Source organism: Imhoffiella purpurea, from assembly GCF_000585215.1.
GTDB lineage: Bacteria > Pseudomonadota > Gammaproteobacteria > Chromatiales > Chromatiaceae > Imhoffiella > Imhoffiella purpurea.
On the sequence record NZ_AONC01000003.1, the window covers coordinates 65,786 to 89,649 of the forward strand.

Sequence of the window (23,864 nt, forward strand, 5' to 3'; positions counted from 1 at the left end):
CGCAACTTGCCAACCTTGAGAGCGGACAGCGGACAGGGTCAGTTCTCGCATCATTGCATTCCCTTCCGCACGACGCGTCCGACGGTCGCCAAATGAACCCCAAAGTGCTGCGCGATCTCGCGATAGCTGTAAGCTCCGGTCGCATAGGCCGCGCGAATGGCCGCGTTGCGATCCGCATGCTGCGCGGCGATCACAGCCAACGCGGGTGCCGGGGCGCGACGTTGCACCTTGGGGATGGTGAGCACGTCGCCTCGAATCCGGGCCTTGGCCTGCATCCGCTCCACAAACGTGGAATCCCCCAGGTAGACCTGCTGCCGAAGGCCGCTCCAGAAATCCTGCTTTCCGACGCCTTCGCTGACGAAGCGTTGATACTGAAGACGGGCCTCCTCGCGACGGTCGCCGAACTGGCTCAAAAGTCCGTCCACCGCCAGCCAGGCTGGCGCAGGCACCATCCCGATCATGGCCCGGTAGCTGCTCCAAGGCCAAGCATCCGGAGTCGCGACAAGCCCTGCGCGCACTGGATTGAGCACGACGTAGCGGGTCAACTCCAGCAGATAGGCATCTTTGTCGACCAGGATGCCCTTGAAACGCCCCTGGAAGAGGTGGCCGACGCGGCCATGACGTCGGTTCGAGGTTTGCGTGTAAACGCCATTCAACTGGCGCATTCCCTTGGAGAGATTGCCCTCGACCGTCTCGATGATGAGGTGATAGTGGTTTGTCATCAGGCAGTAGGCGTGACACAGCCAATTGAAACGCTCCACCACCTCCGCGAGCACCCGCAAGAACGCCTCACGATCGTCATCGTCCTCGTAGATCGGCTCGCGCCGATCACCACGCGAGGTGATGTGGTACAACGCACCGGCGAACTCGATTCGGAGAGGTCTAGCCATCACTCAACGATAGCGTATCGGGGAAGGTGATACAATGCGAGACCTGACCCCTAATACCGAGTGACCCCTAATACTACCGCCTGAGACGGCTCGGCCAAATTCGGGAGCAGAAAGGTGGTCAGGTTGGTGCGCCGAGCCGTCGGAATCTGACTGTCGGCATAGGCGACATAGAGCCGAACGCCGGCGTCCTTGACCTGCTCGGCAGCGTCGAGCAAGAGCGTATCGCGTGAGACGACCACCACGCGCATCCGGGTTCGCAGGTGCTCGGCGAGATCCGCCCCCAAAGCGAGGATGAGCGCGATATCGGCGGCATTGGGGCGACAGGGCACGGACAGATTCTCGATCGCCAGACCGGGAATCAGTTCCCGCAACGCCTTGATCCAGGAATCGTTCTTGTTTCCCTTATCGTTCCCGGCCAGGGTCACGCGATGGATCGAGCCACCGACGTCATGCTGGAGGACGTCGATCAGGGCCGCGGCACTCTGGGCCGACTGATTGTCGGCGTCGATGTAGAGGGCGAAGGCCGGACGCTCGAGGCGCATCGGCTCGATCTCCGCCAATGTCGGCTGTGGAAAATCCTGCGTCTGGATATCATCCATGCGGTCTCTCCCGGTGATGATGCTCATGCCCAGGATGCCCACCCGGTCGGCCAGATGGCAAGATCCGAGACATCGGCCGACGGCCCTTCCTGCCCCAGCCATCGGAAACAGGATGTCACATGAGAACGGCGCACCGATCGCGTGCATCGGCGCGGTAAGGACTGCGGGATAATCGGCAGCGGGGAACGCCCCCAACGACCGATGGACCAACCTTCGAACCGCGCCGACACTCAACTGGATCCCGATGCCGTGACACGCCCCAGCCGCAAGACACTGCTATTCACATTGGCCCTCGTCGGCGCCCTGGGCTGGCTGGCATGGGCCGTCCAGCAGCAGCTGCGGGAGACCGCCGGCTCGCAGGGCCGCGATGGCGACCAGCGTCCGATCCCGGTCGAGGTCGCCCCCATCGTCCATGGTCCCATCGAGAAGCGGCGCACCTTCACCGGCACCCTGGAGGCCCAGGCCGAGTTCGTGGTGGCCCCCAAGGTCAGCGGCCGGATCGAGGACATCGGCCTGGATCTGGCCGACGCGGTCAAGCGCGGCCAGGTGGTGGCCATGCTGGACGATGCCGAATACGTTCAGGACGTGGCGCGCGCCGAGGCGGACCTGGCGGTCACCCGGGCCAGCCATCTGGAGGCGGAGAGCCTGCTGAAGATCGCCGAGCGCGAGCTGGAGCGGGTCGAGAAGCTCCAGACGCGCGGCCTCAGCTCGGACTCCCAGCTGGACACCTCGCGCGCCGAGCAGCTGGCCAAGCGGGCCCTGGTCTCGGTCACCGAGGCGCGGGTGGCGAGCGCCCAAGCGGACCTGGAGGCGGCGCGCATCCGGCTCGGCTACACCCAGGTCACGGCCGACTGGCGCGGCGGCAGCGAGAGGCGCATGGTCGCCGAACGCTATGTCGACGAGGGCGAGACGGTGACCGCCAACACGGCCCTGCTACGCATCGTCGAGCTCGATCCCATCACCGCCGTCTTCTCCGTCACCGAGCGCGACTATGCCGAGCTTCGCACCGGCATGGCGGCGCTCATCTCGACCGACGCCTTCCCGGGCGAGTCCTTCGAGGGACGGATCCAGCGCATCGCCCCCGTGTTCCGCGAGTCCACCCGCCAGGCTCGGGTCGAGATCGGGGTCGAGAACCCGGACCGCCGCCTCAAGCCGGGCATGTTCGCCCGGGCGACGCTCATCCTCGACCGGCACGAGGACGCCACCATCGTCCCCGAACAGGCGCTCACCAAGCGCGACGCGGGAGAAGGGATCTTCGTCATCGCATCCGAGTCGAGCCAGGCGCTGTGGCGGCCCGTCCGCTCGGGAATCCAGGAGGAGGACCGGCTCGAGGTGATCGGCGACGGCCTGGAGGGCCGGGTCGTGACCCTGGGACAGCAGCAGCTGCGCGACGGCGCCAGGGTGCGCGTCGTCGAACCGGAGACGGCGCCATGAACCTGGCCAGCGCCAGCGTCCGCCGGCCCGTCTTCACCGTCATGGTGACCCTCATGGTGATGGTGCTCGGGGGGCTCTCGCTCAGCCGGCTCCAGGTCGACCTGCTCCCCAGCATCGAGCTGCCCACCCTCACCGTCCGCACCGAATACGAGGGCGCCGACCCCATCGTCATCGAACGCCTGGTCACCCAGATCGTCGAGGAGATCGTCGCCACCGTCCCCGGCATCGTGGAGATGACCTCCAGCTCCTACGAGGGCAACAGCAGCGTGCGCGTCAGCTTCGCCTGGGGCACCAGCATCGACAACCTGGCGGTCGACGTGCAGGCGACGCTCGAGGACGAGATCAGCGAGCTGCCGGACGACATCGTGGGGCCGCGCATCAGCAAGTTCGACGTGGACTCCTTCCCCGTGGTGCTGCTCGGCATCTCCAGCCATCTGGATCCGGTCGAGCTGACCCAGCTGGTCGAGAACCAGATCCGCTACCGCTTCGCCCGCATCCCCGGCGTGGCCCAGGTCGACCCCTGGGGCGGATTCACCCGCGAGGTGCGGGTCGAGCTGGATCCGGGCAAGATCAACGCCCTGGGACTCGCGCTCAACGACATCCTCGACGCCATCGAGGACGCCAACCTCGACCTGCCGGCCGGCAAGCTCGAACGCGGACGCTACGAGGTCACCCTGCGCGCCCCGGCCGAATTCACCAACCTCGACGAGATCCGCGAAACCGTGATCGGCCGCCGCGAGGGCACCCTGGTGACCCTGGGCCAGGTCGCCAAGGTGACCGACACCTACGAGAAGCTGACCCGCCTGATCCGGGTCAACGGCGAGCGCGGTCTGCGCCTGGCCATCCGCAAGCAGGCCGAGTCGAACACGGTCGAGGTCGCGCGCGCGGTGCTCGAACAGGTCGAGGCGATCAACCGCGACTTCCCCCAGCTGCACATCGTCCCCGTCATCGACCAGGGCAACTTCATCCAGCGCTCCATCACCAACGTCGCCAACTCGGTGCTCTACGGCGGCGCGCTGGCGGTCCTGGTGCTGCTCTTCTTCCTGCGCAACCTGCGCAGCACCTTCGTCATCTCGCTGGCGATCCCCATCTCGGTGCTGGCCACCTTCGCCCTGCTCTATTTCGGCGGATTCACCCTCAACCTCATGACCCTGGGCGGGCTGGCGCTGGGTGTCGGCATGATGGTCGACAGCTCGGTCGTGGTGCTGGAGAACGTCTATCGGCGCCACCAGAGCGGCGGCGAACCGCCGCCCGCCGCCGCCGTCTCCGGCACCCAGGAGGTCGCCTCGGCGGTCGTCGCCGGGACCATCACCACCCTCACCATCTTCCTGCCGCTGATCTTCGTGCGCGGCGTGCCGGGTGTGCTCTTCCAGGAGCTGGCCTACGTCATCATGTTCTCCCTGGTGTGCTCGCTGCTGGTCGCGCTCGGTCTGGTGCCCATGCTCGCCTCGCGTCTGCTCGACGAGCGGCCCCCGGGCTCGGACAAGGGCTGGACCTGTCGCCTCGCCGACCGCACCGGACGCTGGCTGACCGCCCTGGAGGACGCCTACGGCACCCTGCTGCGGCAGGCCCTGCGCCATCCCTGGCTGACCATCACGGCGGCAGCCGCCACCTTCGCCGTCAGCCTGACGCTGGCCCCCTTCATCGGCACCGAGTTCCTGCCGCCTAGCGACGAGGGCGAGGTACGGGTCACGGGCGAGATGGAGGTCGGCACCCGTCTGGACCTCATCGACCGCCAGACCCGCCAGATGGAGGAGATCGTCTATGCCGCCGTGCCCGAGGCGACCTCGTCGGTCGTCTCCGTGGTCACCTCGGGCACCCGGGGCAGCGCCAAGGCCAACGGCGAGATCCGGCTCTCGCTCACCCCGGCGGCAGAACGCTCGCGCTCCAACCAGGCTATCGCCGAGGATCTGCGCCAGCGGCTCGAGGGACGCATCCCGGGCATGAAGATCCGCACCCGCGCGCCCCAGGGGCAGTTCCTGCTCGAACGTCTGCTGGCCGGCACCGAGGGCGTCACGGTGGAGGTGCGCGGATTCGACCTGGATACCCTGGGACTGCTGGCCGGTCAGGTGGCGGACGCCATCGGCGACGTCGCCGGCGTGACCGACGTGGAGGTCAGCCGCGAGGCCGGCATCCCCCAGCTGCAGATCCATATGCTGCGCGACAAGATCGCCGACCTGGGGCTCACGGTGCGCGACGTCACCGAGGTGGTCGAGACCGCCGTGGCCGGCTCCAAGGCCGGCGAGCTGCGCACCGAGGGCGATTCGTACCGCATCCTGGTCCAGCTCGAGAACGCCGAGAAGCGCTCGATCGACGAGATCCTGGACCTGACCCTGCGCACCCCGGACGGCGAGCAGGTGGCCCTGCGCAACCTGGTCACCACCGAGAACGGACGCGGCCCGGTCATCGTCGAGCGCAAGGACCAGCAGCGCGTGGTGAGCGTCACCGCCAACGTCTCCGGGCGCGACCTGGGATCGGTCGCCGCCGACGTGCGCGAGCGTCTCGGCGACATCCCGCGCCCGGTCGGCTACGACCTCACCATCGCCGGCAACTACGAGGAACAGCAGAAGGCCTTCGACGAGCTGCTGGTCTCGCTGCTGCTCGCCCTGGTGCTGGTCTACATGGTGCTGGCCTCACAGTACGAATCCCTGCTCGACCCGCTGGTAGTCATGCTCTCGGTCCCGGTCGCCTCGGTCGGCGTGGTCCTCACCCTGCTGCTCACCGACACCACGCTCAACCTGCAGTCGGCGATCGGCTGCATCATGCTCTGCGGCATCGCGGTCAACAACGCCATCCTGCTGGTCGACCAGACCGGACGTCTGCGCGCGGAGGGGCTCCAGGTGCGCGAGGCATTGGCCGAGGCCGGCCGACGCCGGCTGCGCCCCATCCTCATGACCACCTCCACCACCCTGCTCGCCCTGCTGCCGCTCGCGCTCGGCATCGGCGAGGGCGCCGACGCCCAGGCCCCCCTCGCCCGCGCCGTGCTCGGCGGGCTGGCGGCCTCGACGCTCATCACGCTGGTGTTGATACCGGCGGTTTATTCGCTGTTTCATCGGGATTCAGGGCAGTCGAAAACACCGAACTGATGCCTATATCGGCGGGCTTCGCGCCGTTGCCCTTTGCGCTCGATGTGCTCTGGGATAGGTGACACGAACTGTCGTTGACCCGATATCGACAAGCTGACAAGTCAATCCGCGCGAACTCAGTGGTCAATTGTCCGGACGATTCGTGGACAATCATCTTCAGGCTCCATCGACCGGGTGACACCATGAAACGACACGCCAACATCCGCAGATTTCGAGGACTTTGGATGCTTTCTGCCATCGGGCTCTATCTGTTCCTGGGATCGGCCAGGGGCGCGGAGCTGAACGGGCAGCTGATGCTCGCGACGACGGATCGTCCGGATCTGATCCAAGACGTCGCCATCACGCTCTATGAGGCCACCGAGTTCGCCCCAGTCGCCCTTGCGACGACGAGAACCGGAAGCGACGGCCTTTTCAGCCTCGAGACTGGCCGGGCGACATCGGATAGCATCCTCTTCCTCTCCGCCACCGTCAGCGATCAGGTTCGGCTGGTCAGCATTCTCGGCGAGACGCTTCCTCACTTTGCGACCATCAACGAGGTGACCAGCGTCGCCGCCTCCTACGCGATGGCACAGTTTCTTCGCTCGGGCCAAATCGCCGGAGACGCCTTCCGACTGCGCATTGCGGCGATGATGGGTACGAATATCGCCAATCCGGTCACCGGAGAGATCTCGGCGGTGCTGAGCGCGCCGCCGAACGCGGATCAGACCAATTCGCTCCGACTCACGCGCTCGCTGGCCAATCTGCTCAATCTCTGTGCCGTGTCGCCGTCTTACGCCAAGGCGCTCCTGCCACTGCTCACCGACGAGCGGGGCCAGGTGCCGGCGGACACGGCGATCGGGTTGGCCAATCTCGCTCGAAACCCGGCCGTGGACCCCGAACTCATCTATCTCTTGTCCTCTCTCCGTCAGGGCTATGTGCCAGCACTGAGCCAAGCACCAGACCAATGGTCCGTCACGGTCAAGCTGAACGACACGGGCCGAGCCGATATCCCGTTCGGAGGCGCGGCCAACGTCGACTGGGATTCCTATGGCTACGCCTGGGTCGCCAATAACGTCACACAGGGAACGCCGAACTCCACCAAGTACAACGTCGTCCTGAGGCCGGACGGCAAACCGGCGGATGGCACCGGAGGCGAGCCCGTCTCTCCCTTCGACTCGGGCGGACTGCTCGGTGTGGGCTGGGGCGTGTCGGTCGACCAGAAAGATCGGGTCTGGTACGGCAATTTCGGCTGGGGCAGTCCCAAGGACCTCTATTATCCGAGTCAGACCCCCGGCAGTCCCAGCGGGGCCGGAACCGGAAGCGTCTCCACGTTCGACGCCGCCGACGGCTCACCGCTCTCCGAGGTCGGTTACTTCGGCCCCTACCGCGTTCAGGCCATCGAACCCGATGACTGGGGGAACATCTGGATGGCAAGCTTGGGCGACACCGATGTCGACGGCGGCAGCGGGGTTTGGGTGTTTCGCGACGGCAATCCCGACGACAGCGTCTCAGCCGTCGTGGACTGGGAGGACGCGCCGTTCGGGGTCGCCCCGATCCCTGGTCAGGCGGCCGCATGGGTCACCTTCTCCGGCGGACTCGCGGGCGAGCACCAGAGCAGCATCGCCAAGTACGCGCTCACCGACACGGGCGAACTCAAGCAGAGCTTCATCGCGCCGGTCGGCGACACCCTCAAGGTGGTGGCCACGGATTTTGCGGGTAACGCCTGGTTCGCCTCGCAGGGCACCGATTCGGTATTCGCCTACAGCCCGGACGGAGAACAGCTCGGAGAGTTCGGCGGCGGCGGAATCGATGGTCCCTGGGGCGTTACGGTAGACGGCGAGGGCAACGTCTGGGTCGCCAACTTCGGCGACCTCGCGATCGGCAACGTCTTCGACCGGGGACGCCTGTCGAAGCTGTGCGGGGCCAATCCGGCCGCCTGCCCGCCTGGGCTGAAACTCGGCGACCCGATCTCGCCCGAGACGGGTTACACCCTGCCCTCCGAGGGGGCTCCGGTCCTGCTCTCCAATGGCGATCCACTTTACGGCCCCGGTGCGCCACCGAGCTTCGCCCCCATGATGCGGCAGACGAGCGTACAGATCGATGCCGCCGGCAACGTCTGGACCATCAACAATTGGAAGCCCCGCTTCGATGTCGACATCCTGTCGAACCCCGGCGGCGACGGGATCGTCATCTTCGTCGGACTCGCCACGCCCCCGCCGCGATCACACTGAGAAACGTCTCGGGTCAGACCGCGCGATGCAACCGCAGATCGACATGGATGTCATCGAAGGGGCACAGCATCCCGCTACGTTCTGAGAGGGCGAGCCATGGCCAACGCCTAGCTCGGAACGGGCAAAAGACACGACACCTGTCCTCCACTGAGGACCCGCTGTTTTAGCGACCGCCCTTGACCGGCGCCTCGCAATCTGGGCGCTCCAATTCGGACAACAATGCCGAGAGATGCTCATCCAGCGCCGTCACCGACGTTGGTTCGCTCAAAGCCAGAATGGCGCGTTCGGTCTCGACGTGAGCCTCGACCGCACGATCGATCAGATCCAACCCCGCTGGCGTCAATTTCACCAGCATGCTGCGCGCGTCCTGGCTGTTGGGCACACGCAGCACCCACCCATTGGCCTCCAGTCGTTGCAACCGGTGGGTCATGGTCCCTGAGGTAATCATCAGGGTCGAGAACAATGCCTTGGGCGACAGGCAATAAGGTGCACCCGACCGCCGAAGCGTTGCCAAGACATCGAACTCCCCCGCGCTCATCCCGAAGGTAGAAAAGGTCTCTCCCAGCCGGCGCTGAAGCAGCGCCGAACAGCGCATGATGCGCCCAATCGGACCCATCGGGCTGGTATCGAGATCAGGTCGCTCTCGCCTCCACTGCGCAAGGATCGCGTCCACTGCGTCGGGCTGTCGCCTATCGGTCATTGCAGTCCCCCATATATCTTGACTTCAAGATAATTTACCGGCAGGCTACTATTTTATCTTGAGCTAAAGATAATTAGATGCCTAAATCACTCACGCCCTCGATCTGGGGCGACATCTTGCTGACCGCCTTGGCCCCAACCATCTGGGGGTCGACCTATATCGTCACCACCGAACTGCTGCCGCCAGACCGACCGTTCACCGCAGCCTTGATTCGGGTACTGCCCGCCGGTCTGCTGCTGGTCTTGCTCATGAAGCGCTTGCCCGCGCCTGGAGACCGGCTCCGACTGCTGGTGTTGGCCGCCTTGAATATCGGTGTTTTTCAGGCGCTCCTGTTCGTTGCGGCCTATCGGCTGCCAGGCGGTTTGGCTGCCGTGGCGGGTGCGACTCAGCCCTTATTGGTCATGGCGCTGGCCTGGAGCCTGGACCGACACACACCAGCCCGATTGACCCTATGGGCCAGCATCCTGGGGGTCTTAGGGATGGCTGTGCTGTTGCTCTCGCCCAATAGCGTTTGGGAACCCGTGGGAATCATTGCCGCGCTGGCGGGCGCGGCCTGCATGGCGGCGGGCACCTTTCTCACCCGACGCTGGAAACCGGACCTGCCGGTGCTCGCACTGACTGGGTGGCAACTGCTGCTCGGTGGTCTGATGCTAGCCCCGGTGGCCTGGATTGCGGACGCTCCCCTGCCGGTGCTGTCCCTGACGCAGATGGCCGGTTATACCTATCTGTGCCTCGCGGGCGCGTTGTTGGCCTACGCGCTTTGGTTTCGCGGTATCGCACGCTTGCCTTCGGTGGCGGTGTCTTCGCTGAGTCTGCTGAGTCCGTTGACAGCAGTGGTACTCGGGTGGGTGCTGTTGGGGCAGGCGATGACCGGCACCTCTCTGGTGGGTTTGTTTATGGTGCTCTCTAGTGTGCTGACCGTGCAGTGGTCCATGTCACAGCCGCAACGCATGCGGATGCCATGACGGGAAAAGCGGAGAGGAACCATTTGCCCCCGTGCCTCGGATGGCGGCGACGAAATCCGGTCACTGATTCTCCACGACGACCCTAATTCTACTTTGCCAGATTCATTCCAGAGCCGCCGCAGCCTCTCCCCCACTCACATTGCGACACCCAATCCCCAAGACGCAAACACCATCCCCACGCCAATCGCAAGCGGATAGCAGATCAACATCAGCATCAGCGCACGCCTGAGATCGGCCCCATCCAGATCGAACGGCCAGTCGAGATCGCCGATATAGTCGTTGGTGAGCAGCTGGCCGTTGCGCCATAGCGGCCCCAGCAATCGCACCCGCAGCGCGCCGGCGCAGGCGGCCTCGCTCCAGCCGGAGTTGGGGCTCGGCAGCCGGTCGCGGTAGTGGAAGGGGGCCTCGAGCGCGAGCAGCGGATGCTGTCGGAGTATCGCTGCGGCGGCGGCGATCAGCGGCACCGAGAGACGCGCCGGCAGCCAGTGCACCAGGTCGTCGCTGCGCGCGCCGGCCCAGCCGAAACGGGCGTAGCGTGCGTTCTTGTAGCCGATCATGGAGTCCAGGGTCGAGACGGACTTGACCAGGATGAGCCCCGGCAATCCGAACAGACAGAGCGCCCAGAGCGGGGTCAGGACGCCGTCGGTCAGGTTCTCGGACAGGCTCTCGATGGTGGCGCGCACCATGCCGGGGCGATCGAGCCGTGCGGTGTCGCGTCCTACCAGCATCTTCAGGTGTTCGCGCACCGCGGCCGGGTCGTCGAGATCGCGCAGCACGCGCCAGCCCTGCTCGACCAGCCCGCGCAGACAGAGGAAGCTGTAGGCGAGATAGAGATCCCATACGAAGGCCAGCCCCGGATGCAGCGTCTCCAGTGCGCTGCGCACGCCCAGCCAGACCGCGAAGGCGGCGCCGACCACCAGCAGCCAGTGCAGCACGCCGCCCCAGCGTCCATCGAATCCCATGGCGAATAGCGGACGCTCGAAGAGGCTGCTGGCATCGCCGATCAGCCGCACCGGGTGCAGACGATAGACCGGATCGCCGAAGGCGGCATCGAGCAGACAGGCCCCGATGATGAGTGCGAGATGTTCGGTCACGGCCGTCGGCAACCCTTATACGACAGGGATTGCATGGGCATCTCAGTCGCGATCCGTCCCCGAGTTCCCTCTGTTGTGCCCCGGACGGAAGCGGCGCGGAAAGGCGTTGTCGTAGAGCTTCGAGGTCCGGGTTTGGGGCCGGGAGCGCGCGCCGAGCGCCGGACTGACCAGGATGAGCGCCTGACGGTCGATCCCCTCGGCGCGGCAACGTCCGGCGATGTCCTCAAGGGTGCCGCGCAGCACCTGCTCCTCGCCCGGCCAGGTCGCCTTGTGGACCACCACCACGGAGGCACTCGAGGCCCAGCCGGCCTCTTGCAACTGCGCGACGACCGCATCGATCCGGTCGATCGAGAGAAAGATGCAGAGGGTGCAGCCATGGGCCGCGAGGGAGACGAGGGACTCGCTCTCGGGCATCTTGGTGCGTCCGGACAGCCGGGTGAAGATGACCGTCTGGGTAACCTCGGGCAGGGTCAGGGATTCGCCGGCGGCGGCGGCCGAGGCCATGGCCGAGGAGACGCCAGAGACGATCCCGATCGGGATTCCGGCGGCATCGAGCGGCCGGGCGAGCTCGGCCACCACCCCGTAGAGGGTGGGATCGCCGGTCTGCAGACGCACCACCGTCTCGTGCCGGCTGGCGCGATCCAGCAGCCAGGCATTCACCTGCTCCAGATCCATGGACTTGGAATCGGCGATCTCGCAATCCTTCGATGCCCATTCGAGCACCGTCTCGGCGACCAGCGAGCCCGTGTAGAGGATGGCGCCGGCCTCTCCCAGCAGACGCGCGCCGCGCACCGTGATGAGATCGGACGCGCCCGGCCCGGCACCCACGAACCAGACCTTACCCATGACGGTCGCCCCCCCTGGATGCCGGATACCTGGAGACTGACGGCTGGAGCAGTTGCATGCTGGCGGGCCCTTACGTATGGTTGCGGGAAAAGTTGAGTATTTTCGTAGCCGGTTTCGACGCTTGTCAAACTCGGCCGTCCAAGCCTTCTCGGCGACCCCCACCACAGCCACATCCCGCTCCGATCCAGACGACGACAGCCAGCATGCATCGACCGGACGTCCTCATCATCGGCGGAGGCACGGCCGCCCTATGCGCGGCCATCTCGGCGCGCCGCACCGGCGCCTCGGTGCTGCTGGCCGAGGCCGCGCCCCGAACGCAGCGCGGCGGCAACACCCGTCACTCGCGCAACCTGCGCTTCATGCACGAGACCGAAACGCCGCTCTCGTCCGGGCTCTATCCGGAACAGGATTTCCGCTCCGACCTCGAACGGGCCACGCGCAACGGCGGCGATCCGGCACTGAGGCAGCTTCTGGTCAGGGCGTCGGCCGACGCGGCCGACTGGTTGCTGGATGCCGGGGTGCATTTCCAGCCCTCAGCGGGCGGCATCCTGCCCGCGTCGCGCCGCACCGCCTTTCTGCTCGGGGGCGGCATGTCCATGCTCAATGCGCTCTATGCGACGGCCGAGCGGCTCGGTGTCGAGATCCGCTACGGCTGCGAGGTCGATGCGCTGCGGATCGGCACCGAGGGTCTGGAGCAGGTCCAGATGAAAGAGCAAGGCGAATCGGAATGGATCGCACCGGGCGCCCTCGTCGCCTGCTGCGGCGGCGCCCAGGCCAATCGCGACTGGCTGAGGATCCATTGGGGCGATGCCGCCGAGGGCTTCGTCAACCGGGGCACGCCCTTCGCGACCGGGACCCTGCTGGAATCCATGTTCGAGCAGGGCGCGCGCCGGGTCGGCGATCCCACGACGGCCTATCTGGTCGCGGTCGACGCACGCTCCCCGGCCGACGACGGAGGCATCGTCACCCGCATCCGCTGCATGCCGTCCGGCATCGTGGTCGACCGCAGCGGCCGGCGCTTCGACGACGAGGGCGGCGACACCGCCTCGACACGTTACGCGGTCTGGGGCCAGCGGCTGGCGCGCCGGCCCGGCCAGATCGCCTATCTGATCCTGGACGCCCGAGCGCAGCGGGAGGCACCGCCGTCGCTCTATCCACCCATCCAGGCCGACGACCTCCCCGCCCTGGCCGAACGGCTGGAGATCCCAGCATCCGCGCTCGTCGAGACCCTGGCAGGCTACAATGCCGCCACCCGGCCGGGCGAAAACACCGACGACCCGGACGGCTGGCACACGGTCGACCTGAATCCACCCAAGACGCACCATGCAAAGCCGCTGACCGAGTCCCCCTTCTCCGCCTATCCCATGCGACCCGGAATCACCTTCACCTACGAGGGCGTCGCCGTCGACGCGCATGCCCGCGTACTGCGCCCAGACGGCGGCACCATCCCCAATCTCTTCGCCGCCGGCATGATCATGGCGCCCAACATCGTCCCGCGCGGCTATGTCTCGGGTCTCGGGCTCACCATCGGGGTCGTCTTCGGCCGGATCGCGGGAGAGGAGGCGGCACGCCATGCGCTCGGATGAGATCGCGACCGAGGCGCGGCGCGTCCTCGACATCTGCGACGCCTGCGGCTACTGCAACGGCTTCTGCGATCTGTTCGAGGCCGCCAGACGCCGCCCCGCGCTCAGCGACGGCGACCTGGCCCATCTCGCCAATCTCTGCCATGCCTGCCGCAACTGTCTCTACGCCTGCCAGTACGCGCCGCCGCATGTCTTCCAGGTCAATGTCCCGCGCACCCTGGCGAGGCTGCGACAGCGCACCTACGCCGAGTATGTCTGGCCCAAGGGGCTCGCCTTTCTGCTGGACCACGGCCGACTCTCCACGTTGATCGTCACCCTGGCGGCGACCGCGCTCATGATCGGACTCGTCCTGACCAGTCTGCCACCCGAGACGCTCTTCGACCGGCACCTGGGCACGGGAGCCTTCTACCGCATCCTGCCGTGGGAGACGATGGCATGGATCGGCGCCATCCCGCTCGGCTGGTCGGCCCTGGCGATCGGAATCGGGCTACGCCGCTACTGGCGAGCCACCCGCCCGGGATCCGCCCGAGTCACGAGTCGCGCATTCGTCAGGGCGTTGCGCGATGTGGTGCTGCTGCGCAATCTCCAGGGCGGCGGCCCCGGCTGCAACGACCTCGACGACCGACCGTCGCACGCCCGACGCCGCCTGCACCAGACGCTGGCGGCGGGCGTCCTGCTGAGTCTCGCCGCCACCCTGGTCGCGACCCTCTATCACCATGCGCTCGGCTGGGAGGCCCCCTACCCCGCCCTCAGCGCACCCGTGGCGCTCGGCACACTGGGCGGAGTCTGCATGACGGTCGGCGCGATTGGACTGCTCTGGCTGAAGCGGCGCGGAGACCAGACGCCCACCGCCCCCGAATCGCGCCGCGCCGATGCCGCCATCCTCGGCCTTCTGCTCTGGGTCGCCCTGACCGGACTCGCCCTGCTGATCTGGCGCGAGACCGGAGCCATGGGAATCCTGCTCGCCATTCACCTCGGCGGCGTCCTGGCGCTCTTCATCCTCCTGCCCTACAGCAAGCTGGTCCACGCCGGATATCGCTTCATTTCGCTACTGATCGAGGCGATGGAGCAAGCGTCGGGACGCAAGGCGTAGACCGAGCCCCGCAGCCGAACATTCGGTGACGCGGCCACCGCCGCTCAAGCACCGGGAGCGATCGCGTCAGGCTCGGACGGCCCAGAGCGAACACACTTCGATTCTCACCCTGACGACCACCAACGGGCGAATCTATCGGGACGATCGGGTTTTCCGCATAGCATACAGATAGTTATCGACTTACCCTTTGTCGTGGCACCGTCTCCGCCGACGCAGAGCCCGCCCGGGCTCGAACACATTCGTTCAGGCGCATCCTTCTGAAGAGCAGACATCGATGAAAGCGGACACATGCCAGGCACCTGGACGAAGAATACATACCAACGAAGAAGACGAGGAGAGCGTTCCGATGCACATGAAAGCGATTCCCGCCGCCATCCTGGCGGCCATGTTCGCCGCCCCGACGTTCGCCGATCCGAGCATGGAGCCCGGAAAGGCCAAGCCCAATCAATTCTGGTGGCCCGATCAACTCGATCTCCAGCCGCTGCGCGACCACGACCCCGCATCCAACCCCTATGGCGAGGACTTCGATTACGCCAAGGCCTTCGCCAGCCTCGACCTCGATGCGGTGAAGAAGGATCTCAAGGAGGTGATGAGCACCTCGCAGGACTGGTGGCCGGCCGACTTCGGTCACTACGGCCCCTTCTTCATCCGCATGGCCTGGCACAGCGCCGGCACCTATCGCGTGGCCGACGGGCGCGGCGGTGCCGGCGGCGGCCAACAGCGCTTCGACCCACTCAACAGCTGGCCGGACAACGTCAATCTCGACAAGGCACGGCGTCTGCTCTGGCCGGTCAAGCAGAAATACGGACGCAGCATCTCCTGGGCCGACTTGATGGTCCTGGCCGGTACCGTCGCCATGGAGGACATGGGATTCAAGACCTTCGGCTTCGCCGGCGGGCGAGCCGACGACTGGGAGCCCGACATCGTCTACTGGGGGCCCGAGGCCGAGATGATGGGCCGGGAGCGCTACGACGAGAAAGGCAATCTGGAGAACCCGCTTGCGGCGACTCAGATGGGCCTCATCTACGTGAATCCGGAAGGCCCAGGCGGCAACCCGGATCCGCTCGCGGCCGCCGAGCAGATCCGCACGGCATTCGGACGTATGGCGATGAACGACGAGGAGACGGTCGCCCTGATCGCCGGCGGTCACACCTTCGGCAAGACCCATGGCGCGCACAAGCCGTCCGACTGCGTGGGTCCCGAACCGGCGGCGGCACCCATGGAGCAGCAGGGACTCGGCTGGGCCAACAGCTGCGGCAAGGGCAATGCCGAGGACACCGTCGGCAGCGGCCTGGAAGGCGCCTGGACCGCGGCACCCACCCAGTGGTCGATGCTGTACCTGACCAATCTCTTCGGCTTCGAATGGGAGCAGACCCGCAGCCCCGCCGGTGCCATCCAGTGGAAACCCAAGGATGACGGCGGTGCCGGCACGGTCCCCGACGCCCATGTCGCGGGCAAGACCCATGCGCCCATGATGTTCACGACCGACCTGGCACTGAAGTTCGATCCCAAGTACCGCGAGATCTCCAAGCGTTTCCTGGAGAACCCCGACGATTTCGAGCTCGCCTTCGCCAAGGCCTGGTTCAAGCTGACCCACCGCGACATGGGTCCCCGAGCCCGCTACCTGGGTTCCGAGGTCCCCGATGAGATGCTGATCTGGCAGGATCCCATCCCCGAGATCGACTACGCGCCGATCGACGCGGCGGACGTGGCCGATCTCAAGGGGAAGATTCTCGACTCGGGCCTCTCGACCGCCGAACTGGTGCGGACCGCCTGGGCATCGGCCTCCACCTATCGTGGCTCGGACATGCGAGGCGGCGCCAATGGCGCGCGCATCCGGCTCGCCCCGCAGAAGGACTGGCCGGTCAACGATCCGGCCGAGCTGGCGAAGGTGCTTGAGACGCTGGAAGGCATCCAGAAGGACTTCAACGACTCGGCGCCCGGCGGCAAGCAGGTCTCGCTCGCCGATCTCATCGTCCTCGGCGGCGCGGCCGCCATCGAGCAGTCGGCCAAGACGGCGGGATACGTGGTGGAGGTGCCTTTCGAGCCCGGCCGCGCGGACGCGACCCCGGAGCAGACGGACGTCGAGTCCTTCGCCGTGCTCGAACCGACAGCCGACGGCTTCCGTAACTACTTCGGCAGCGGCAGCCGTCTGTCCCCGGCCGAGATGCTGGTCGACCGTGCGGACCTGCTGGGTCTGACCGTCCCCGAGATGACCGCCCTGGTCGGCGGCATGCGCGCCCTGGGCGCCAACGCCAGCGGTGTCGAGCACGGGGTGCTCACGGATCGTCCCGGAACCCTGAGCAACGACTTCTTCGTCAATCTGCTCGACATGTCGACCCAATGGTCGAAGTCCGAGGACGCCGAGGGGATCTACGAGGGACGCGACCGCGCCTCGGGCGAGCTGAAATGGACGGCGACCCCCGTGGATCTGGTCTTCGGATCGAACGCCGAGCTGCGTGCCGTCGCCGAGGCCTATGCCTCCGCCGACGGCGATGAGGAATTCATCGACGACTTCGTCGCCGCATGGACCAAGGTGATGACCGCAGACCGCTTCGATCTCAAAAAACCGTAGGGCGCAATAGCGACAGCGTATTGCGCCGCATGACAGGCAGCGGCAAGGTATCGATCCTCGCCGCCAATGTCATACGGCGCAATACGGCCGCCCCCAAATCGAAGCACGGCGGTTCATGCCAAACCACCAAAACGGCAAAGGTTGCACCCACCAAATACAGGCGACCTATTACGCCCTACCAGATAGGGTACTTCAGCGCTTCACGCCGCTCGCCATGACGTAGTCGAGACCGGAATAGACGCTTTCGGGATCGAGCCGAAGCGACATCCGGGCGACGGCCCGGGCGAGCGGATGCAGCCGGCGCAGCGACTGGGGATGCTCGCGCAGATAGGCGTGCATGGGCGCATAGACGCGATCGCGGATCGACTCGATGCGGATGGAATCGAACCCCTGCGCGACCAAGCGCTCGCGATAGCCCTCGATGCCGTAGACGTTGGCGTCCGGCACGGCGAATTTGTTCGCCATCATCCCCCAGGAGAGTCGCTGGAGCGCGCGCGCCTTCCGGCCCTCGGCCGTCGGCATCGGCAGGATGTCGGCCGTCACCAGCCGTCCACCTGGACGCAGCACGCGCCAGGCCTCGCGAAAGAAGTCCTCCCGGGTGTCGAAATGGAAGGCGCATTCGAGCGCCATGACCCTGTCGACCGAGGCATCGGGGATCGACATCCGGGTGGCCGACCCCAGACGCAGATCGATACGCTCTTCCAACCCCAGGTCGGAGACACGACGCTGCGCCACCTCCACCTGCGAGGCGGTCGGATTGAGTCCGACGATCCGTCTCGGACCACAGCGTTGCGACCAGAGGATGTCCTGATCGCCGAATCCGTAGCCGACGTCCAGCACCTCGTCGGACGCACTCAGATCGGCCCAGTCGGCCATCAGCATGACCAGGGACTCGCTCGCCTCGTCGGCATCGGCGGTGGAACCGGTCCAGTATCCCAGGTTCAGATAGAGGGCCTTCTCTGTGACGGATCCCATCGACAAGAGGTCGTAGATCCTGGTCACATGGAGCCGCTTGAATGGATTGAACAACCAATTCAGGTGACCCAGAACGTCGCGGGACGTCCGGTCTCGAAGCGTGAGTGACTCGCTATTCACGTGCGGCTGACTCCAGTCGACTATCGTATTCCCCCGGATCTGCGGCTGCTCGGCACCAGATCAACCATGGCCCGACCGAGGCATTACGACGCGGTTCGGATTCATGGATCGGCTCGCGCAGGGTTTAAGATAGCGCCGCGCGCCTGTCGGGGCCGAAACCTTCGATTCCCGTTCACCCCAGCATCCATCGCAAGGAGATGAACTTGAAAAACAGATACACATTTCTGCAACGTCTGACTCACTGGCTGATCGCCCTCATGGTCTTCGGGCTGCTCCTCGGCGGCCTCGCCTTCTGGGCGCTCGGATACGAGGGTCTGTCCAAGATGCTCGGCGAGGACACGGCCGGCATGCTCTTCATGTACCACAAGAGCTTCGGCATCCTGGTCCTGGCGCTGACCTTCCTGCGTCTCTGGCTGCGCCGGCTCACGCCCGCGCCGGCCTACGATCCGCCGCTCGGGCTCCTCGAGCGCATGGTCGGCGGCAGCATCCATCTGCTGCTCTATCTGTTCCTGATCGCCGTTCCGGTCGTCGGACTGGTCGCCACCGCCGCCTCCGGCCATCCGATCCAGTTCTTCGACGCCCAGTTGCCGAGCATCATCGACGAGAACAAGGAGTTGGGCGCCACGCTCTTCGCCTATCACGGTCTCGGCGGTCTGATCGTCGCCGGTCTGCTGCTGATCCACATCGCGGCCGGACTCAAACACTGGAAACTGAAAGACGGCATCATGACCCGCATTTCGCTGCCCTGAGGAGGGCCGGCCAGGGACGGCCGACAGACGGATCCCCCAAGCCACAGATGAGGACAAGCACACGATGAAGGAACGGATCCTGATACTCGGCGGAACCACGGAGGCCTACGCGCTCGCCGAGGCACTTTCCAACCATGAGGATCTGCGAGTCATCAACTCGCTCGCGGGACGCACGAGCGACCCGCGTCTGCCGGCCGGAGAGACCCGCATCGGCGGTTTCGGTGGACCCGAGGGACTGACCGAGTATCTGCGCGAGCAGCGCATCCGCGCGGTCTTCGACGCGACCCATCCATTCGCCGCCACCATGGGCTGGAACGCGCATCAGGCCTGCCGCGAGGCCGGCGTCCCCCTGCTGCGTCTAGAGCGTCCGGCCTGGATGCCCGAGGAGGGGGACCGTTGGGAACTGATCCAGGGCTGGGACCAGGGCGTGAATGCGCTGCAGGAAGGCGGCTCCCGTCGGGTACTGCTGGCCGTCGGGCGCCAGGAGCTCACCCCCTTCGCCGGACTGGACGGCATCTGGTTCCTCATCCGCGCGGTGACGGCACCGGACCCGATGCCCGACTTCCCCGCGGCCGAGCTGCTGCTCGCTCGCGGCCCCTTCGATCTCGACAGCGAGCGCATCCTGCTCGACGACTACGGCATCGACACCATCGTCTGCAAGAACAGCGGCGGCGGTGCGACGGCTGCCAAGCTGATCGCCGCCCGCGAGCGCGGCATCCGCGTCATCCTGCACCAGCGGCCGAGCCGGCCCGCCGTTGCGCTGGCTACCAGCGTCGAGGGCGCGCTCAACTGGCTGGAGATCCGGAGGGAGCAATGGCGCTGCGAGCGCGAACCGATACGAGCGGCCGGCTGAACCCGCAGACAAGAATCGAACCGCAAAGCGCGCAAAGGATCTGGTGAGAGTGCTCCTCGTGGCGTCCTTTGCGCCTTTGCGGTTCGAATATCCGATCAGCCGCGCGGAGCCTCGGGGTACCAGCGCGGGGTGTAGACCCAGGCGCCGCCGTCCGAACGCGGGAATTGGCGGGTCAGCGAGGATCCGACGATGACCAGGGTGCGCATGTCCACCTGCTCGGGACGCACCTCGGCCAGGGTCGTGGCGATGACGCGCTCGTCCGGACGCCCCACGTCGCGACCCAGCACGACCGGGGTCTCGGGCGCGCGATGACGCCTCAGCAGTTCCAGTGCCTCGCCCAGCTGCCAGGGCCGAGCCTTGGAGAGCGGGTTGTAGAGCGCGATCACGAAATCCGCCAGGGCGGCATGCTCCAATCGCAGCAGAATCTGGGACCAGGGCTTGAGGTTGTCCGACAACGAGATGGTACAGAAGTCGTGCCCCAACGGAGCGCCGATGCGCGCGGCCGTCGCCTGGGCCGCCGAGATGCCCGGCAGGATCGCCAGATCCACGGTCCTCCAGCTCGGATCCGAGGCCCCGTCCAGCGCCTCCATCACGGCCGTCGCCATGGCGAAGACGCCCGGATCGCCCGAGGAGACCACCACCACGCGCCGCCCCTGGGCGGCCAGCTCGAAGGCCAGCCGGGCGCGGTCCATCTCGCGGCGGTTGTCCGAATCCAGGATGCGCTGATCGGGACGGAAGGGTCCCGCCATCTCCACATAGGTGGTGTAGCCGACGATGTCCTGCGCCCGGTCGAGCTCCTCGCGGACGGCCGGCGCCATCAGCTCGGCGGCACCCGGCCCCAGACCGATCACGGCCAGCCGTCCTCGTGCGTCCTTCGCCGGATCAGACATCCGAGCCCTGCCAGCGTTCGCCCGGAATCAGGACCATCGAGAAATAGGGCACGGTCTCGGGGGCGATCTCGGCGAAGGGACGCACGCATTCGCCCTCCATGGTCGCCCGCTCCACATAGAGCGCCCGTTTTTCCAGCCCGAGTTTGGTGATGACCCGGCGGATCTTCTCGAAGTTGCTGCCCAGCTTCATGATGGCGGCCGCCTCGACCCCGTCGAGCATCTCGGCCAGGGTTTCCTCGGGCAGCGTGCCGGGCAGCACCTGGAGCCGTTGGTCGCGATAGACCAGCGGGGTGCGCAATACCGAAGCACTGGCGACCACCGAGCAGACCCCCGGGACCACCTCGGTCTCGAAGCGGTCGGCCAGACGATCGTAGAGATACATGAAGGAGCCGTAGAAGAAGGGATCGCCCTCGCAGAGCACCGCCACGTCGCGTCCCGCCTCCAGATGCTCGGCGATCGACTCGGCCGATTCATCGTAGAAGCGGCGCATGGCCCCCTCGTAATCGTAGGGCGGCGGCGGCTTCCTGCCGGTGACCGGATAGATCAGCGGCAGCAGCTGTTGATGCTCGGAATCGAGATAGTCCTCGACGCTGGTCAGCGCATTGCCGCGCTTCTCCTTCGCCGCGTAATAGGCCACCACGGGCGCCGCGCGCAGATAGCGCAGCGCCTTGACCGTGATGAGCTCGGGATCGCCCGGACCGACGCCCAGGCCGAACAAACGCCCCTGCGCCATGACGATCAGTGATCCCGACCGAGCGCGTTGACCGCGGCGGCGGCCATGGCGCTCCCGCCACGACGTCCGCGCAGGGTCACGAAGGGAACGCCGCGGCTGTCCTCGGCCAGGGCCTCCTTGGACTCGACCGCGCCGACGAAGCCGACCGGAAAGCCGAGGATCAGCGCCGGTCTGGGGGCGCCCGCGTCGAGCATCTCCAGCAGACGGAAGAGCGCGGTCGGCGCATTGCCGACCACCACGATCGCGCCTTCGAGCCGGGGACGCCACAGCTCCAGCGCCGCCGCGGTGCGAGTATTGCCGAGCTGCTTGGCGAGACCGGGAACGCGGGGATCCTGAAGCGTGCAGAGGACTTCGTTCTCGGCCGGAAGACGGGCGCGGGTGATGCCCTCGGCCACCATGCGGCTGTCGCACAGGATGGGAGCCCCACCCTCGAGGGCGGTCCGACCGGCAGCCCCGGCGCCGTCCGAAAAGATCAGATCCTCGAGAACGTCGGGCATACCGCAGGAATGCACGACCCTGACAGCCAGCGCCTCCAGATCGGCCGGCAGACGATCGAGATTCGCCTCGGCGCGGATGATGGCGAAGGATTGGCGATAGATGTCATGAGCATCGCGATTGTATTCGATCATTGTGGGTCTCTAACGCGCGGCGATACCGATCGACGCGGACTCGGGCGAGTCCAGGCGGAGGCGGGGCGAAAAGGCTGGCCGACAGGTAAGCGTGAACTGGTGGATATACTCTATAGTGAAGAGCGGGATTATAATCTCGGCCCGAGAGATATACCACCATCCCGCCAGACCGAGCCACAGACGCATGCCCCCAATCGACCCACCGGCAGACACCGAACCCACCACCCCCTGGCTGACCATCGTCGGTATCGGTGAAGACGGGCTGGACGGACTCGGCGAGGAGGCCCGTCGCGCGATCGCCGAGGCCGAGATCCTCTTCGGCGGCGAGCGTCATCTCGCGCTGGTTCCGGAGAGACCGGGAATGGAACGCCACCCCTGGCCGAGCCCGTTCGGCCTCGCCTACGAGCGGCTGCTCGCCCGTCGGGGCACGCGCGTTTGCGTGCTCGCCAGCGGCGACCCCATGTTCTTCGGCATCGGCGGCAGCCTCGCGAGCCGGATCCCGCCCGATGAGATGCGCATCCTGCCCGCCCCTTCCTCGGTCTCGCTGGCCGCGGCCCGACTCGGATGGCCATTGCAGAATACGCGCGTCATCCCCGCGCACGGCCGACCGCTGGAACGGGTCAATCTGCATCTGGCCGAGGGCGCGCGACTGCTGATCCTCTCCGCCGACGGCGAGACGCCGGCCCGGCTCGCCGCGCAACTGACCGAACGCGGCTTCGGCGCCAGCCGGCTCGGCGTCTTCGAGCGGGTCGGCGGCCCCGATGAGCGCAGACTGGACGGGATCGCCGGCGATTGGACCCACCCGAGCTGCGCCGCGCTCAACCTGATCGCGGTCGAATGCCATGCCGGCCCGGATGCACGCCCGCTGTCGCGCCGCTGCGGACTGCCCGACGACGCCTTCGTCCACGAGGGCCAGATCACCAAGCGCGACGTCCGCGCGGCCTCCCTGTCCAGGCTGGCCCCGCTGCCCGGCGAACTGCTGTGGGACGTGGGCGCCGGGAGCGGATCCATCGGGATCGAATGGATGCGTGCCGAGACCGGCTGCCGCGCCATCGCCATCGAGCCCGATGCGGCGCGCCGAGACCTGATCGACCGGAACCGCAAACGGCTCGGCGTCCCCGAACTCCAGATCGTCGCCGGACGCGCCCCCGATGCACTGCAAGACCTGCCAACGCCCGACGCCGTTTTCATCGGCGGCGGACTCACGGCCGATGGCGTCGCCGAGCGCTGCTGGGAGGCACTGAAGCCGGGCGGCCGCCTGGTCGCCAACGCCGTCACCCTCCAGAGCGAGGCATTCCTGGTCGCCCTGCGCGCGCGCATCGGCGGCGAACTCACCCGCCTCTCGGTCTCCCACGCCACCCCGCTCGGGCGCTTCGACGGCTGGCGCACCGCCATGCCCGTCACCATCCTCGCCGCCGTGAAGCCGGATTGACATGCATCCAGACTGGATAGCGAATAACATAGGGATCGAAAGTTCCCCTCATCGAGAAAGGTCGCCGTACCATGGACCATCAATCCAAGACCTATACCGACGATCAAGGACAGCCCCTCCCTGATCAGCGAACGAGTCTCCAGGTTCGACAGGTGTTCGACGAAGCCTGGAAGCTGCTCGAGCCGATGCTCGACAAGCAGGGCGTCAAAGAGCCGGCATCCGGTTTCATGCTCGTCCAGGAACTGCGCAACGAATTCCCCCAGCTCTCGGCCGCCGACCGGCACCTGCTCATCTCGACCATCATGCGGATGTACGTCAGCAGGCGTTAGGCAAAAAATTTTCCCGCATCTCGGCCTCGCGAAACCCGGCTTCGCCAACTCCATGCCCAGGCCGAACCGGGACACGTCA

The 23,864-nt window shown here is 66.5% G+C and carries 20 protein-coding genes; 11 read left to right on the forward strand and 9 right to left on the reverse strand.

The window, feature by feature from the left end:
• Positions 1-50 precede the first annotated feature (50 nt).
• Together D779_RS01380 and D779_RS01385 are read right to left on the reverse strand one after the other, a co-directional pair.
• The gene (locus tag D779_RS01380) at positions 51-890 is read right to left on the reverse strand and encodes an REP-associated tyrosine transposase (RefSeq protein ID WP_043748315.1); all 840 of its coding nucleotides are present in this window, start codon (positions 888-890) and stop codon (positions 51-53) included.
• Positions 891-940: 50 nt separating this feature from the next.
• Positions 941-1,489 carry an NYN domain-containing protein gene (locus tag D779_RS01385; RefSeq protein WP_198295645.1) on the reverse strand — a complete coding sequence of 183 codons (549 nt, stop codon included), beginning with the start codon at positions 1,487-1,489 and terminating at the stop codon, positions 941-943.
• 249 nt (positions 1,490-1,738) lie between these two features.
• On the opposite strand from D779_RS01385, the gene D779_RS01390 reads away from it, so the two are divergent.
• The 3 genes from D779_RS01390 to D779_RS01400 all read left to right on the forward strand — a co-directional run bounded on the left by D779_RS01390 (position 1,739) and on the right by D779_RS01400 (position 8,219).
• A complete protein-coding gene (locus D779_RS01390) occupies positions 1,739-2,923 on the forward strand; it encodes an efflux RND transporter periplasmic adaptor subunit (RefSeq protein WP_232424036.1) in 1,185 nt (394 codons plus the stop codon).
• A complete protein-coding gene (locus D779_RS01395; protein WP_043748318.1) occupies positions 2,920-6,009 on the forward strand; it encodes an efflux RND transporter permease subunit in 3,090 nt (1,029 codons plus the stop codon). Before D779_RS01390 ends, D779_RS01395 begins: the two co-directional genes overlap by 4 nt.
• A 224-nt stretch (positions 6,010-6,233) precedes the next feature.
• Positions 6,234-8,219 (forward strand): NHL repeat-containing protein, encoded by a 1,986-nt coding sequence (locus D779_RS01400; RefSeq protein WP_052347660.1) that lies wholly within the window; start codon positions 6,234-6,236, stop codon positions 8,217-8,219.
• 163 nt (positions 8,220-8,382) lie between these two features.
• Here D779_RS01400 and D779_RS01405 read toward each other — a convergent pair whose 3' ends face one another.
• Entirely contained in the window at positions 8,383-8,919 is a 537-nt protein-coding gene (locus D779_RS01405; RefSeq protein WP_043748321.1) for a MarR family winged helix-turn-helix transcriptional regulator, read from the reverse strand.
• 77 nt (positions 8,920-8,996) lie between these two features.
• Between D779_RS01405 and D779_RS01410 the strand changes: the two genes are divergently transcribed.
• Positions 8,997-9,884, forward strand: coding sequence for an EamA family transporter (locus tag D779_RS01410; protein ID WP_043748323.1), 888 nt, complete (start codon positions 8,997-8,999; stop codon positions 9,882-9,884).
• A gap of 134 nt (positions 9,885-10,018) precedes the next feature.
• On the opposite strand, the gene cbiB is transcribed toward D779_RS01410, so the two are convergent.
• Positions 10,019-10,978, reverse strand: a complete 960-nt coding sequence (gene cbiB / locus D779_RS01415) for an adenosylcobinamide-phosphate synthase CbiB (protein ID WP_052347672.1) — start codon at positions 10,976-10,978, stop codon at positions 10,019-10,021.
• 42 nt (positions 10,979-11,020) lie between these two features.
• Positions 11,021-11,824: a precorrin-4 C(11)-methyltransferase gene (gene cobM / locus D779_RS01420; protein WP_052347662.1), complete on the reverse strand. Its 804-nt coding sequence runs from the start codon at positions 11,822-11,824 to the stop codon at positions 11,021-11,023.
• Positions 11,825-12,027: 203 nt separating this feature from the next.
• On the opposite strand from cobM, the gene tcuA reads away from it, so the two are divergent.
• The 3 genes from tcuA (at position 12,028) to katG (ending at position 17,075) form a co-directional block, all read left to right on the forward strand.
• Positions 12,028-13,410, forward strand: a complete 1,383-nt coding sequence (gene tcuA / locus D779_RS01425) for an FAD-dependent tricarballylate dehydrogenase TcuA (RefSeq protein WP_043748328.1) — start codon at positions 12,028-12,030, stop codon at positions 13,408-13,410.
• A complete protein-coding gene (tcuB, locus tag D779_RS01430; RefSeq protein ID WP_043748330.1) occupies positions 13,397-14,500 on the forward strand; it encodes a tricarballylate utilization 4Fe-4S protein TcuB in 1,104 nt (367 codons plus the stop codon). The genes tcuA and tcuB overlap by 14 nt, the downstream gene beginning before the upstream one ends.
• A gap of 346 nt (positions 14,501-14,846) precedes the next feature.
• Positions 14,847-17,075 (forward strand): catalase/peroxidase HPI, encoded by a 2,229-nt coding sequence (gene katG / locus D779_RS01435; protein WP_043748332.1) that lies wholly within the window; start codon positions 14,847-14,849, stop codon positions 17,073-17,075.
• 192 nt (positions 17,076-17,267) lie between these two features.
• Here the strand turns inward: katG and D779_RS01440 are convergent, their stop codons facing one another.
• Positions 17,268-18,050: a class I SAM-dependent methyltransferase gene (locus D779_RS01440; protein ID WP_081763270.1), complete on the reverse strand. Its 783-nt coding sequence runs from the start codon at positions 18,048-18,050 to the stop codon at positions 17,268-17,270.
• A 323-nt stretch (positions 18,051-18,373) separates the two neighbouring features.
• On the opposite strand from D779_RS01440, the gene D779_RS01445 reads away from it, so the two are divergent.
• Both D779_RS01445 and D779_RS01450 read left to right on the forward strand, forming a co-directional pair.
• Entirely contained in the window at positions 18,374-18,919 is a 546-nt protein-coding gene (locus tag D779_RS01445) for a cytochrome b (RefSeq protein ID WP_408605984.1), read from the forward strand.
• A gap of 64 nt (positions 18,920-18,983) precedes the next feature.
• Positions 18,984-19,772, forward strand: coding sequence for a cobalt-precorrin-6A reductase (locus tag D779_RS01450; protein ID WP_043748336.1), 789 nt, complete (start codon positions 18,984-18,986; stop codon positions 19,770-19,772).
• 95 nt (positions 19,773-19,867) lie between these two features.
• On the opposite strand, the gene cobJ is transcribed toward D779_RS01450, so the two are convergent.
• From cobJ to D779_RS01465, 3 genes are read right to left on the reverse strand one after another with little or no spacing between them, the layout of a single operon-like run.
• Complete coding sequence (gene cobJ, locus D779_RS01455; protein ID WP_081763267.1) at positions 19,868-20,662, reverse strand: precorrin-3B C(17)-methyltransferase; 795 nt, start codon at positions 20,660-20,662, stop codon at positions 19,868-19,870.
• Positions 20,655-21,395, reverse strand: coding sequence for a precorrin-2 C(20)-methyltransferase (locus D779_RS01460; protein ID WP_043748338.1), 741 nt, complete (start codon positions 21,393-21,395; stop codon positions 20,655-20,657). Before D779_RS01460 ends, cobJ begins: the two co-directional genes overlap by 8 nt.
• Before the next feature lie 5 nt (positions 21,396-21,400).
• Positions 21,401-22,024, reverse strand: a complete 624-nt coding sequence (locus D779_RS01465) for a precorrin-8X methylmutase (RefSeq protein ID WP_043748340.1) — start codon at positions 22,022-22,024, stop codon at positions 21,401-21,403.
• A gap of 184 nt (positions 22,025-22,208) precedes the next feature.
• Here D779_RS01465 and D779_RS01470 point away from each other — a divergent pair, with 184 nt between their 5' ends.
• Positions 22,209-23,456 carry a bifunctional cobalt-precorrin-7 (C(5))-methyltransferase/cobalt-precorrin-6B (C(15))-methyltransferase gene (locus D779_RS01470; protein WP_052347664.1) on the forward strand — a complete coding sequence of 416 codons (1,248 nt, stop codon included), beginning with the start codon at positions 22,209-22,211 and terminating at the stop codon, positions 23,454-23,456.
• A 71-nt stretch (positions 23,457-23,527) separates the two neighbouring features.
• Positions 23,528-23,785, forward strand: coding sequence for a hypothetical protein (locus D779_RS01475; protein ID WP_043748343.1), 258 nt, complete (start codon positions 23,528-23,530; stop codon positions 23,783-23,785).
• Positions 23,786-23,864 lie beyond the last annotated feature (79 nt).

Bases quoted from the DNA above. Each gene is read 5' to 3' on its own strand.
- D779_RS01380 (WP_043748315.1), bottom strand. From the start codon at position 890: ATGGCTAGACCTCTCCGAATCGAGTTCGCCGGTGCGTTGTACCACATC.
- D779_RS01385 (WP_198295645.1), bottom strand. From the start codon at position 1,489: ATGGATGATATCCAGACGCAGGATTTTCCACAGCCGACATTGGCGGAG.
- D779_RS01395 (WP_043748318.1), top strand. From the start codon at position 2,920: ATGAACCTGGCCAGCGCCAGCGTCCGCCGGCCCGTCTTCACCGTCATG.
- D779_RS01400 (WP_052347660.1), top strand. From the start codon at position 6,234: ATGCTTTCTGCCATCGGGCTCTATCTGTTCCTGGGATCGGCCAGGGGC.
- D779_RS01405 (WP_043748321.1), bottom strand. From the start codon at position 8,919: ATGACCGATAGGCGACAGCCCGACGCAGTGGACGCGATCCTTGCGCAG.
- D779_RS01410 (WP_043748323.1), top strand. From the start codon at position 8,997: ATGCCTAAATCACTCACGCCCTCGATCTGGGGCGACATCTTGCTGACC.
- cobM (WP_052347662.1), bottom strand. From the start codon at position 11,824: ATGGGTAAGGTCTGGTTCGTGGGTGCCGGGCCGGGCGCGTCCGATCTC.
- tcuA (WP_043748328.1), top strand. From the start codon at position 12,028: ATGCATCGACCGGACGTCCTCATCATCGGCGGAGGCACGGCCGCCCTA.
- tcuB (WP_043748330.1), top strand. From the start codon at position 13,397: ATGCGCTCGGATGAGATCGCGACCGAGGCGCGGCGCGTCCTCGACATC.
- katG (WP_043748332.1), top strand. From the start codon at position 14,847: ATGCACATGAAAGCGATTCCCGCCGCCATCCTGGCGGCCATGTTCGCC.
- D779_RS01440 (WP_081763270.1), bottom strand. From the start codon at position 18,050: ATGGGATCCGTCACAGAGAAGGCCCTCTATCTGAACCTGGGATACTGG.
- D779_RS01450 (WP_043748336.1), top strand. From the start codon at position 18,984: ATGAAGGAACGGATCCTGATACTCGGCGGAACCACGGAGGCCTACGCG.
- cobJ (WP_081763267.1), bottom strand. From the start codon at position 20,662: ATGTCTGATCCGGCGAAGGACGCACGAGGACGGCTGGCCGTGATCGGT.
- D779_RS01460 (WP_043748338.1), bottom strand. From the start codon at position 21,395: ATGGCGCAGGGGCGTTTGTTCGGCCTGGGCGTCGGTCCGGGCGATCCC.
- D779_RS01465 (WP_043748340.1), bottom strand. From the start codon at position 22,024: ATGATCGAATACAATCGCGATGCTCATGACATCTATCGCCAATCCTTC.
- D779_RS01470 (WP_052347664.1), top strand. From the start codon at position 22,209: ATGCCCCCAATCGACCCACCGGCAGACACCGAACCCACCACCCCCTGG.
- D779_RS01475 (WP_043748343.1), top strand. From the start codon at position 23,528: ATGGACCATCAATCCAAGACCTATACCGACGATCAAGGACAGCCCCTC.